Source organism: Clostridiales bacterium (assembly GCA_030016385.1).
Classification (GTDB): Bacteria; Bacillota; Clostridia; order Clostridiales; family Oxobacteraceae; genus JASEJN01.
In genome coordinates, this window is the sequence record JASEJN010000010.1 from 22,134 (window position 1) to 35,202 (window position 13,069).

Consider the following 13,069-nt stretch of genomic DNA (forward strand, 5'->3'; position numbering starts at 1 on the left):
TCTTACTTTCTTAACACTAATGCCAAACCGGGATAGGAAAGATCCCCAGGAGTGGCACCAAGAGTTCCAATTTCCTTTATTGTCTTTCCATCAAGGGTAATATGATGTCCGTCCATGTGAATCCTGTCGGTAATTTTTAGAGCCTCATCAGTTGAAAGATCCTGTGCCCATACATCCATACCCTCTACTGATTCTGAAAAATCAATTGTTAAACTTCTGTATTCACCGAAAATCCCTATAATTGTATTTATGCTGTCTACTTTGATAGTTATATCGGCAGATGGTATTATTAAGCCCTTTCCTAAATACGTCCTCGGTATCGTAGCTATAGATACAGCACCGCTAATCGGATTTTTCGATGCAACTACAAAAGGTCTATCATTAAGAGCAATTACTTCTGGAATATCCATTCCACGGCTAATTGCCATCGGAGCACTCTGATTCTCAGATTTAAATTCTACACCTGCCCAATCATATGTTTTATCAAAGAACCAGCTATCGCATAATATTTCTTTGGATTTATGGAATTTATTCATCCAAACTCCATATGGCGGTGCAATTCTATGCCATCTTACTGTACGAACTATTTCATCAATTCTAAGCCTTCTGTTGCCCTCATCAGGGATTATACTCTCATTCCAAATAGGATGCCTCATAACGCCAACGATACATCCAAGAGCAGCACCTAAATATAATTCATCTTCGACATTAAGTATGCCGTCACATCCAGATTCCATCCTTTGATTGGCCAGAAGTTCAGATACTCTGTCTATAGTGGAAGCCGCCGATAATTCCGATGTTACATCATAAGTTCTCAATATATCGCTAAAACTAAGTACATCGACGTTTTTGTCAAGCCAATCTCCCGATGATGAAAACCTACCGTCCTTAGTATCCGGAGAATTAAAAGGCCCCATACAATAGGCATGCTCCACTTTCAATAATGGAGCTTCTTCTTTGGCAATCTCTGTAAGCATTCTTCGAAACTCCATGTCATGAGCATGTATGCCCCAGTCTACCTTCCAATAGTTTATTCCTGCATAGTTACACCATTTAGCTCTTTCACGCCAATATTTTTTAAGATAAGATATATCGAATTCAGTTCCTCGCTTTTCCCCCTCGGCCTGCGCGGAAATCCATAGGCCTGCACCTCTCCATCCAAGAGATTTTACCATAGTATCAAGTTTTTTAAGCCTTTCTGCAGGATTCCCATTACAACTGGGAAATCTCTTTTCTGATAATTTGCATGATCCAAAAGCACTTATATTTTTGCCAGGATTCTGATTGTAATCAACATCCCAACCGTCATCAAAAACTACATATAAATCATTTCTGCATTTACTGAAATATTTGCTTATAATTCCAGGCGAATCGAATAATAACTTTTCATTGAGATTATTTCTTACTTGAACTACGCCTTCTTCTCCACCGGCAAAAGATGGAAGTGATGTATACTGAGTATTCCAAGTACACCAATAATCATAAGAACCGGCTGGTCCTTGTGGAATTAAATTCATTTTATCTCCCTCCCCATATAAATCATTCAATACATGATATAATGGAGAAGCTCATATACCTTCCCTATTATATCATGTATCTTAGATACTTGGTGTTAATTATTTTTTGATAGCTTGGCTTTCCAATTTTCAGTGTAAAACTTTTCAAGTTTGGAAGCCCCCGCCTTTTCACAAGTATTTACAAACTCATTATAAAGGCTAGTAACTTCATCCTGACTCTTTGCGAATACAATTTTTACTGTATATTCCTTGATTAAATCATCTATCTTCTGATCTATAACCGACTCATCGCTTCCGCCCGGAACAACTATATCATACTCAGGCGTATAAACGACCTTCGGGGCATATATCTCGTTCATCTTTTTCATCAAGGGATCGTCAGGATTCCACGTTGCAATGTAATTAGCTTCATAATCCAATACAAACATGGAATAGGCACCCAACCCGTTTTTACGTTCCAATCCAGCCCAGTCGGCAAGTTTAGCATCCATATATTCCTTAAAATAAGTTGGCTTGCCATCGATCACTTTATAATGAGGGCCGTTTACCGGGTCTCCACTATATTTATCTCCTTCAACTCCCCAGTTAAAAGCTTTCCATCCTGCTTCCGAATTGGCATATTCAAGGAAACGAATAGCGCGTTCTGGATTTTTGCATTTTTTTGTGATTCCAACAGCATACCAGCCAGTACCATATCTCACTTGTTTATAAGAATCCCATGGAGCCATTGGCTGATACGTAGTTTTAGGATTATCACCAGGTATTTTGCCAGTCTCACCTATAGTCCATGTATATGATATAGGCAGACCTTGTTTTGTCTTGCCGATAGAGATCTCTGTATTGTCAACAAAAGACTCTTTTGTGAGTAAACCGTTGCTTGCCATTTGATTCATCCATTTTAGCATGTCAAGATATTTAGGATCCTTGTATTGCATTTTAAGAGTATCGTCCACCTTATAATAAGGTTCTATACCAAAATGAGTTGTCAACGGTCCAGGACCACTAAGGAAACTTCCATCTCCACCGTAAAAAGGGATTTTATCCGGATGTTTGGCTTTTAATTCTTCCAGAGCTTTCATAAAATCCTGTGGATTTTTTATCTCAGGTTTTCCAATTTCATCGTAATAATCCTGCCTGATCAATATAACACTTTGATTTGTTCCCACAAGAGAATTATATTTCTTGGCATCTTCTCTATACTTTGGACCTTCTACAAAGTTTGCAAAATAATAAATTTTGCCATCTTTATACTTATTTATTTGCAGATGCTCAGGCTGTAAAGTGCTCTTCATCTTAGGAGCATATTTATCCATAAGCTCATCCAACGGGAAAAGTTGATCGTTTGCGATCATTTGATCCCAGGCCGGATCATTCTTGCTAAGTATCATGTAATCTGGCAGATCACCGCTGGATACCATTAAACTTACTTTCTGAGTATCATTAGCTACGGGCTTGCTTGTCTTGACAGTTACACCTGTCTCTTTGGTTATTCTCTTGGATGTGGGATCATTACCCCAGTTATCCATATTTGACCAGTTACCATCCACATAAGCAGTAAGTGTAATAGGTGAATTATCGTTTTCGCCTTTTGGATTAACATTTGAAGAACCCTTATTCTTGCTTCCAGAACATCCTGAAAGTATTCCTAAAATTATCAGCACTGTTAAGAGCAAACTTGCCATTTTTTTAAAAGTCAATTTCATAATATTTCCTCCTTTTTATTAAAAATAATCAAGAAAAAAGTCTCCATTCTCAAACTTAATCTAATCTAAAATCCTATATTTACTATTTTTAAATGATTTGCAACTATATAGGTGCTCTCATATATATCACTTCCTCGTTTATTTTATTTTTAGCAAACCAATGGTTATACTAATGCAAATGCTTAGTATTTCTATTCTCTTGGATTTTATATTAGAAACTATCAAGCTTTTATAGCTCCTACCATTATGCCCTTGACAAAATATTTCTGTAAGAAAGGATAAACCATCATAATCGGCACTATTGAAACCAGCATGGTAGCATGGCGTATGGAATTTACTGTGGGACCTGTTTTCATGCTTCCGATATTTACACCGGCGCTGCTGAGCATCATCTTGTTAAGTTTTTCCTGGGCTTCAGCGGAATTTACAAGTCTCATCAATATTGTTGGAAGAGTCATCAGCTTTTCATTAGTGACAAAATAAGCTGAAGTGAACCAATCATTCCAATGGTAAACCCCCACGAAAAGTGCTACAGTAGCAAGGACAGGCTTTGATAAAGGTATCACTATTTTACGAAAAATTGTAAATTCTCCTGCACCGTCAATTTTTGCCGACTCTATAATTGCTCCTGGTAGATCCCGAAAAAAGCTCATAAACAACAACATGTTAAAGACATTAATTAATGAAGGTATAATGTATACAGAAAACGTATTTATAAGGTGCAAGTACCTTAGAACTAAATAATAAGGAATCAAACCGCCGCCAAAATACATAGTAATAATTGCAATTATAGAATATAACTTTCTGAATTTTAATTCTTTCCTCGAAATTCCATAAGCCATCATGGATGTAAAAAATACTCCTGTAATTGTACCTATCAATGTTCTCAAGATATTTACAATATAACTGTTATACAATGTTTTTTCAGAAAATACTATTTTATAGTTTTCAAGAGTTACTTTTACAGGTAAAAAATATATCTGAGTTGCCATTGCAGCTTGACCATCGCTTATTGAAGATATAAAGCTATAATAAATTGGATATAAAGTAATAAAAAATATAATAAAGGCAATTACACAGCATGTAATATTGATTATATGATCTTCTGCAGATAACTTTATTGAATAATTTAGCTTCATTTCTAAATGCCACCTTCTTCAGAATATTCTATTTCCGGAAATTCTACCTGACAGCCAATTTGCAAAAACTAATAAAATAAGGGAAATTAATGACTGAAATAAGTTGACTGCTGTAGCGAATGAATATCTCATCGTTTTAAATCCCATATCGAGCACATAATACTCAATAATATAGGAAGTTTGTTTATTAAATGCATTGCCAAAAAGATAGGATTGATCAAGATTTCCTCTGAAAAGACCGCCTATACTGAGTATAAACATTATTGCAATTGTACTTGCTATACTTGGCAATGTGATATATATTATCTGTTTTATTCTGCTTGCACCATCAATCTTGGCAGATTCATAGAGTTCAGGATTTATGCCGGCAATAGCGGCTATGTATATAATCGCGCCCCAACCTATTTCTTTCCATATATCAACAATAATTGCAAGAATCCTAAATTTACCAGAGTCAGTCCAGAACTCTATAGGCTTGCTTATTAGTCCTGTACCTATTAAAAAATTATTGACAAGTCCCCTTGGATCGAGAAGGTTTGACCATAATGCGGCGACTACTACATAAGCTATAAAGTGAGGAAAATAACTGCTCGTCTGAACTACCTTTTTATAACGCAGGTATGGGATTTCATTGAGTATTAGAGCAAAAATAATAGGTGCTGGAAAGCATATAAGCAGTCTTAGCAAACTAAGTATCACAGTATTTTTCATAGCCATGATAAAAGTACTGTCAGTGAAAAAACTTATGAAATGCTTCAAACCCACCCATGGGCTGCCAAGGAAACCCTTTGCAATTGTGAAATCCTTAAAAGCGATAATAATACCAAACATCGGCAGATAACTGAATATCAAAAGAACAATTATACCTGGCAAAACCATAGCTTGTAATGGCATTTGACGTTTTATTGATAACAGATTAGATTTTGATTTTAAAAAATTTTTCATATTTACCGTCCTTCCAGTCCTAGTTCAAAATACTTTGATTTTAATTAGCAAATATCTGCGATAATTAAATTTATATTGGCTTAGCCGCTAAGTATTAAAATATACCATATAAAAGCAATAGTTTTTATTATCAAAACTTTTTAACTTCTTATACATAAAGCTTAACATTTGCATATATAACTTTCACTGTACTCTATTTATATTTGCTATAATATTTTTGGCTTTTACATAGAATTTTGGGGGTTAATAGAAATAAACTTGTGATGAATGATCCTCATCAAGATATGAAATTATTATTCATTCAAAGTATTGAGAAATATAAGACACAGAAACGCACACCCATTCAATAATAAGTCTTAATCCTTTTATTATAAATGTTATTTATAATGCCCTTATCTGAAAAATATAGCAAAAGGCTATAAACTTCTTTATTATCCAATTATGATAAATCCAGAAGTAATAGCCTTCTGTAAATATATTGATGTTTAAGCTATCGAATCTTCTTAGATAATTACTTATACTCAACTATTGTAAATGTTTCAAGCATATAGTAATAACTTTTTTTCTAAAGTCCGAGCTGTATTTATATTTTAGGAGTTGTTATAATTTTATAATATCAATTTAAGCTCTGCTCTTCAAAAACATTTTCACAGCATCAATTGAAGGCATTGCGCCCTGTGCACCCATAGCCGTTGTTGAAAGAGCGCCAACAGCGTTGGCGAATCTGACGCAGTCCTTTAAACTATTGCCATTTGACAGGGCATAAGCGAACCCCGCGTTGAATGAGTCCCCTGCGGCAGTAGTATCTACTGCGTCTACCCTGAATCCTGGAATATGTTCAAACATTTCGTTGCTTATTATACATGCACCTTTTTTGCCCATCTTTGCGATAACTGTTTTAACTCCCCTCTTCAAAAGCATACCGGCTGCATTTTTAAGCGCCGCTTCACTATCGATCTTCATTTTTGTCAATATTTCTATTTCAGTCTCATTCGGCGTTATATAATCTATGTATTCAAAGATTTCTTCCGGCAGCGCTCTTGCAGGCGCTGGATCCAGTATAGTAGTTTTACCAAACTGTTTTAACTTTTTCAATGTATACAAAACAGTGTCAATTGGTATTTCAAGCTGGAATAAGAATATATCGCAATTGCATATGACATCCCATTTGCTGTCTATAAATGATACATCCACTTTCCCGTTTGCTCCGGGTATAATTACAATATTGTTTTCGCTTGTGCTTTCAACTTCTATAACGGCGATACCCGTTGAAATGCCATTTTCGATTCCGACGCCGTGGGATTTGACATTGTTTTCTTTAAGCACCTTAAGGTACATATCTCCATACAAATCGTCACCTACTTTCCCGACCATGCTTACATCAGCGCCCAATCTTCCTGCAGCGACAGCCTGATTTGCACCTTTTCCACCAGGAAAAGTGTTAAAGCTTTTGCCCGTAATTGTCTCCCCCGGTTCCGGAAAACGCTCGACGGATGCAACCAAATCCATATTCAGGCTTCCTATAACGCATATTTTTTTCACTTTATTACCTTCTTTCCGACCTTATCAATAATTAGCTATTCTAATTCTACCAAATTGTATGAACAATTTCACAATAATTTTAACACATATTATATAAAAGAACTATTCATCGTCCCACTAAATGCAAAAAAGGCATGCAAATATGTAATTTACATGCCTTTTTGTATTATATGATCAGATATCTCTTCTGTTTCCAAGCTTTCTGAACATATCCCTAAAGACTTCATTCCTATGTATAAATGTGGCCGTTTTAATAAAATGTCTTCCAGTATCTTTGCTCCACGTACCCTCATCCGTAACAATCGGGCTGTGAACCATATCTGTCGGCACCCATTTTTCATTTATCAAATATGCAATGGTTGATATATCCCATATTTCCTTGGCCCATCCAAAGCGGTCGCTTTTATATGCCTTAAATAATTGGACCAGCGCATCGCATATTGCATTTTTACCCGAAAGATACGCCTCGAGTTCCGGTACGGTAGTTAGAAGATGTGATGCCACACCCATACAGGGGATTTGTACAACAGGCACTCCGCTGTCGAATATAACCCTTGCCGATAAAACATCCTGATAGAGATTGAACTCTCTTGTATTCTTCCAGTATAGAGGATGTCCGCCGAGCCATACAACAACTATTTTATTTATGATTTCAGGCGCCATAAGTATTGCCGATGCAACATCCGTAATGGCCGCAATAGCTGCAATATATAAAGGGTTTTCCTCCGAATGGTTTTTCGATAGTTCTATGATATTTTTTGCCGCCTCGCTTGAAACCGGCCTATCCGTATCCTTTAAATAGCTGTCGGACCCCTTATATACAAAACCTTCAGGTGATATGTCCATTTTGCCTAAAAGTCTTATTATTTCATTATAGCTTTTTTCCATTCCATCTTTCGGGCCGGCAGATCTATTATTAAAAAATGGCGCGGCATATACTGCCTTTATGTTAAGCCTTTCAGGGGAACTTAAAGCATATACCAGCGCGAACTGGTCATCCACCTCATTGTAAGTATCGGTATCCAAAACCATATCTATCTTGCCCTCAGGATATTTTAGCATCTTAATGATTCTCTCATTATCCGGTTTGGTAAATTTCATAACTTTTCCTCCAGTCTGCATTCAGGCGCTGCCGCCCTTTTCGAACTATTCTGGAATTATTATCCCATTTTCAATATCATATGTCAAATAATAGGTATATACTGTGAGGAATTTATATTATTTGAAGAATATTATGGAAAGAGCAATTAGCGGAAAGTCTTTAGAGTCTGTTAACGCATGTTCAGGATAAGCAGAATCAATCTTTTGCAAAGCGAGTTTTGATTTTGCCCTGAACAAGTTTACAGACTCTTTAGACTGTGAGCTTAGCGATTGAAATAATATTCTTCAAATATAAAATATGCACTCATATACATCGTCCATATTTTATTCTTTAACTGCTCCCAGCATAATGCCTGTGACAAAATATTTCTGCAAAAACGGATAGACAATCAACATGGGTACCATGGCTATAAATACCTTTGCGGCATTAAGCGTCCTGTTCGAGAGTTCGGAAAGTCTTTTGTATTGCTCAGGAGTCAGATTCGTACCGGTCGGTATATTGACAACCAGTTGCTGTATATATGTCTGCAGCGGGTATCTGTCGGATGTATTCATCAATACAAGACCATTAAAAAACTCGTTCCAGTGGTAAACGCCTATAAAAAGCGTAACTGTAGCAAGCACAGGAATCGAACACGGTATGAAAATCTGGAATAAAATACGCCATGGACCTGCACCGTCGACTACTGCCGCTTCCTCAAGATCCTTTGGAAGATTTCTAAAAAAGTTCATCACCAGAATTACATTGAAAATAGGTACACCTCCTCCAAGAATCAATGCCCAGATGGTGTTTATCAGATGATAATTCTGCATTGTCAAATACCACGGAATAAGACCTCCGTTGAAAAGCATACAAAAAACAAGAATCCACATAAAAATATTTCTGGCCTTAAATTCCCTTTTTGATTTTGACAGGGGATAAGCCATCAAAACAGTAATAAACATTGAAAATGCAGACCCTATAACTGTACGCTGGATGGAAATCCAGAATGAATTAAAAAATAACTTATCGCCGATAATTTCCTTATAAGACACAAGCGAAAATCCAATCGGGTAAAATGTAACCAATCCTGCGTTTGCCGCTGCTTTATTTGAAATGGATACACATAGTGTATACCAAAGAGGATAGAAACATGTAAGCATTAAAAACCCGAGAAATATATAATTAAAAATATCAAAAATCCTTGATCCCAAATTTTTATTTCTTATCAAGATGAACACCACCCTTTAAAAGACCGTGTAATCGGCAAACCTATATGCAAGATTATATGATATTACAATTAGTATAAAGCTGATAACAGACTTAAATAAACCTGCCGCTGTGGCAAGAGAATATTGAAGATTCTGAAGGCCTAGCCGGTAAACCCATGTGTCTATGATATCACCTGTAGAATATACAAGCGGATTATACAAGTTATATACCTGGTCGAATCCTGCATTCAGCACATTGCCAAGGCTTAGTACGCCAAGAAGCACCACTGTCGTAGACAACGCCGGCAATGTAATATGCAGCATACTCTGCCAGCGGTTGGCGCCATCGATTGCAGCGGCCTCATACAAATTGGGATTGATGGAAGTCAAAGCTGCAAGAAAGATTACGGCATTATAACCAAACTCTTTCCACACATCCGTACCTATAAGCAACTGGCGGAAAATCCCTGCATCAGCCATGAAAAGCTTGGGCTGGCCTCCAAATGTCTTGATGAATGTATTGATCACTCCGTTATAGCCAAAGATACCTATTACAATCGTCGCCATTATAACCCATGATAGAAAGTGCGGAAGGTATACTACCGTCTGTATCAATTTTTTATATCGAAGATTGACAACCTCATTGAGCAATAATGCAAAAATCAACGGTATCAGTAAATTAAATACCAATTTCCCAACAGCTATTATAATCGTATTAGCTATAACAGTTTTACTGTCGTTTAATTGAAACATATACTTGAAATTGTCAAGTCCGACCCATCTGGAATGAAATATGCCCGCTCCCGGATTGAAATTTTCGAAAGCCATAACAATGCCGAACATAGGAACTATACTGAACATGAAAAGCCAGATCATTCCTGGAAGCAGCATCAAATAATAATATTTTTCAAATCCTCTTTTTCTCACAACTATCGTCCCCCTATCTTAAGTGCTATTACAACAAAGACGTTGAAATTTCTCCAACGTCTTTGTTGTAATAAATTACTTCTTTAAAAGCGCCTTAACTTCCGTTGTTATCTGATCGCCGCCCTGCGATTTCCAATCGGTCACGAACTTATCAAATGAGCTTACAGGCGACTGGCCTATAATAATCTTGAGCATCGTTTCATCTTCCATTTTCTTTAAATTAGCCCATTTTACCTCCATTGTAGGAGTCTGGCTGTATGTTACACTGTATACTTTTTTGTCGATCGGTATTGTGGCAAAGGAACGATCACCTATCATAAGGGAATACAAGCGTTGAAAATCCCCAAAGTTGCTCATATCAAAATTGCTTACATTTAAATTATCAAAAGGAGGCTTAATAACTTTTTGAACTTTGGTTGCATCGCTGTACATCAGCTTATACAGGCTATTGGGCTTATTATAATCCTCCGGTTTTGTCTCACCTTTGAGCACCTTAAGAAGTTCCTTGTATTCATATTCGGTTTCATTCGCCGCCGCCATGACATTACGAAGAGGATACCAGCCGATGCTGACCGATACATCAAACTTGGCTTCATCGCGCACAAGGGCATTATTCATAATGAGTATAGCCTTAACGGCATCTTCGCTTGCCTTTTTGCTGATAAGCGTGTAACTGCTTCCCGTGGTCTTCATATGGGCATTCCATTTGCCGTCATCGGTATACACAGGATATGCCTGCCAGTTGGCCTTGGGGTCATTTTTAAATGAATCCCCGTTGCCATATCCTCCATTCCACCATGGGCCGAAGAATATACCGCATTGGTTCGAATTGATAGGATCGCCGACATTGTCGCGCGTCCCCATCTCGGGATCTATAAGTCCCTTTTTATACCAATCGGCTAAAAGCGTCAATGTCTTTTTAGTACTTTCACTTATGGAACCGTAGCTTACGGTGCCGTCTCCATTATCCAGCCAGTATCCAGGATATGAATCCATTGCGCTGAATACAGGATCAAATCCGCACATATTATTAGATGATGTTAAAAAAGTACAATAAAGGAATGTGTTCTTGGATGGGCCTGCAATACCGATAGTTTTATCACCGGCCACTTTATTATCAATAAACGCTTTTGCTGTTTTTTCAATATCACTTAATGTCTTGGGAACGGGCAGTTTAAGTTTGTCGAGCCAGTCCTTGCGTATCCACATTATATGGACACCATCGGTATCGACTGTTATATTCGGAAGCGAAACCATCCTTCCATTATAGCTTGCATTCTCCATTGCACGCCCTTGAGTGCTCTCCATGATTTCCTTCACCTGAGAGGATTGATACTGTTTGAATAAGTCCGTAATATCGCAGAGCAGTCCCGAGCTGGCGGCTTTTGTCATATATGTGCGGTCGGCCGCCACCATCCCATCCGGCAATTTACCGGAGGCTATACTAAGGCTTACCTTTTGGTTGAAGTCGTTCCCCGTAGCAGCTGTCCAGTCTACAATAATATTTATATTATATTTCTCCTTGACATAACGGGTATACTGGTTGCTTCCTGCACTGTCACCCTTCGGCAGCGTCTTATCAGTCGGATCAACGCTCATGCCTATGTGTACATCGACAGGATTTGTAAACTTTCCAAAGGCAGGATCATCACCGACAAGTTTATTTGTAGATTCACCTTTGTTTGCAGCATTTTTAGTAGAATTTTTCGAACATGCCGCTAATATGCCTAGAGATAACAAAAATGCCAGTATAATTGATAAAATTTTCTTTCCCAAAATGACCACTCCTCCTTTAATTTTATATATTCATCATATCATAAAGAATTACCTTATTATGTAAGGTATCTGTTACATGTTTATATGACAATACCATATAAAATTAGATGAAGGATGATAATTGTTCTGAAAATTCAAATCACTTATCCCTATTGTGAAATTTCAATCTGAATTCTGACGGCAACAAGCCTGTTTCACTATGAAAGATCTGTGAAAAATATTTTACATCGTAATAACCTACATTTACCGCTATCTCGCCTATGGACTGCTTTGATTGACATAAAAGCTGTTCGGCTGTTCTGATTCGTTCCTGGCGTAAAAAGCAGTTAAATGTTAATCCTACATACTTTTTGAAACTCTGGCAAAAATAGCTGCGGCTCATGTTGACATATTCCGCAACCACTTCGGTGCTTATGGGCGTCGAAAGGTTATTGCGGATAAACAGCACGGCCTTAAGTATACAAATGGGAGTTTCACTCAGTTTTTGAGATTTGGATACCTGTGAATATATGAAGCCGCGATAATGCTTTATCCATTCTATTGCCGAATGTATACTCTCTATATTCATCGTCAAGTCTTCTTTTATATGAAAAGTATTCTCGATATTCAGGGCAATCCGCATAAAGAGCTCCTCGATATACTTAACCGGTATATAAATCTCAGCCGTTTCTGCACACAGCTTCTGGAAATCGGCATCACTAAACAGCCAACTTAAGGAAAACCATTTTTGCTCAACTTTATTCCATTTTTCCCTGTTGAAAAAATTTTCCGGATTAATTGCTGGTCTATAATTCCCTTCATATTTTGTATCCTGCTTTAGCACTTCCTCCTTTCGAAGTTCCGTTGTCAACTTTTTCTCTATTCTATCGAAAATCTCATCATAATCTTCCATTTCCAATTGAGCTTTTGAAATATAGTCGAGTATGCCAAGGCGAAAAGTAGTCTGCACATATTCAAAATCTTCATGGAAAGTAAGTACAACAGATTGCAGGTTTGGATAAAGTTTATGCGATTCCTTTATGAGCTCAATTCCGGACAAAACGGGCATGGATATATCAACGAACATTAAATCCACGGCGTTTTCCCTCAGAAATTCAAGCGCCTTCGCGCCATTGGCGGCTTCACCGACCACTTTCATATTGTGGGAAGCCCATGGCATAATTGAAATCAGACCTTTTCGTGCCAGTTTATCATCATCAACGATTAAAACGCGGATCATATCATTATC

Annotated in this window: 10 protein-coding genes; all 10 read right to left on the reverse strand. The window is 37.3% G+C overall.

Annotation, left to right across the window (positions count from 1 at the left end):
• Positions 1-2: 2 nt before the first annotated feature.
• Positions 3-1,517, reverse strand: a complete 1,515-nt coding sequence (locus QME45_03895; GenBank protein ID MDI6617807.1) for a hypothetical protein — start codon at positions 1,515-1,517, stop codon at positions 3-5.
• A 95-nt stretch (positions 1,518-1,612) separates the two neighbouring features.
• Positions 1,613-3,220: a hypothetical protein gene (locus QME45_03900; GenBank protein MDI6617808.1), complete on the reverse strand. Its 1,608-nt coding sequence runs from the start codon at positions 3,218-3,220 to the stop codon at positions 1,613-1,615.
• A gap of 221 nt (positions 3,221-3,441) precedes the next feature.
• Positions 3,442-4,359 carry a carbohydrate ABC transporter permease gene (locus QME45_03905; GenBank protein ID MDI6617809.1) on the reverse strand — a complete coding sequence of 306 codons (918 nt, stop codon included), beginning with the start codon at positions 4,357-4,359 and terminating at the stop codon, positions 3,442-3,444.
• Positions 4,360-4,377: 18 nt separating this feature from the next.
• The gene (locus QME45_03910) at positions 4,378-5,304 is read right to left on the reverse strand and encodes an ABC transporter permease subunit (GenBank protein ID MDI6617810.1); all 927 of its coding nucleotides are present in this window, start codon (positions 5,302-5,304) and stop codon (positions 4,378-4,380) included.
• Between the two features lie 621 nt (positions 5,305-5,925).
• Positions 5,926-6,846 (reverse strand): ribokinase, encoded by a 921-nt coding sequence (rbsK, locus tag QME45_03915; GenBank protein MDI6617811.1) that lies wholly within the window; start codon positions 6,844-6,846, stop codon positions 5,926-5,928.
• A 174-nt stretch (positions 6,847-7,020) separates the two neighbouring features.
• Positions 7,021-7,947 carry a nucleoside hydrolase gene (locus tag QME45_03920; GenBank protein MDI6617812.1) on the reverse strand — a complete coding sequence of 309 codons (927 nt, stop codon included), beginning with the start codon at positions 7,945-7,947 and terminating at the stop codon, positions 7,021-7,023.
• 324 nt (positions 7,948-8,271) lie between these two features.
• Positions 8,272-9,159, reverse strand: a complete 888-nt coding sequence (locus tag QME45_03925; GenBank protein MDI6617813.1) for a carbohydrate ABC transporter permease — start codon at positions 9,157-9,159, stop codon at positions 8,272-8,274.
• Between the two features lie 15 nt (positions 9,160-9,174).
• Positions 9,175-10,029, reverse strand: a complete 855-nt coding sequence (locus QME45_03930; protein ID MDI6617814.1) for an ABC transporter permease subunit — start codon at positions 10,027-10,029, stop codon at positions 9,175-9,177.
• A gap of 111 nt (positions 10,030-10,140) precedes the next feature.
• The gene (locus QME45_03935) at positions 10,141-11,841 is read right to left on the reverse strand and encodes an extracellular solute-binding protein (protein MDI6617815.1); all 1,701 of its coding nucleotides are present in this window, start codon (positions 11,839-11,841) and stop codon (positions 10,141-10,143) included.
• A 139-nt stretch (positions 11,842-11,980) separates the two neighbouring features.
• Positions 11,981-13,060, reverse strand: coding sequence for a response regulator (locus QME45_03940; GenBank protein ID MDI6617816.1), 1,080 nt, complete (start codon positions 13,058-13,060; stop codon positions 11,981-11,983).
• Between the last annotated feature and the right edge of the window lie 9 nt (positions 13,061-13,069).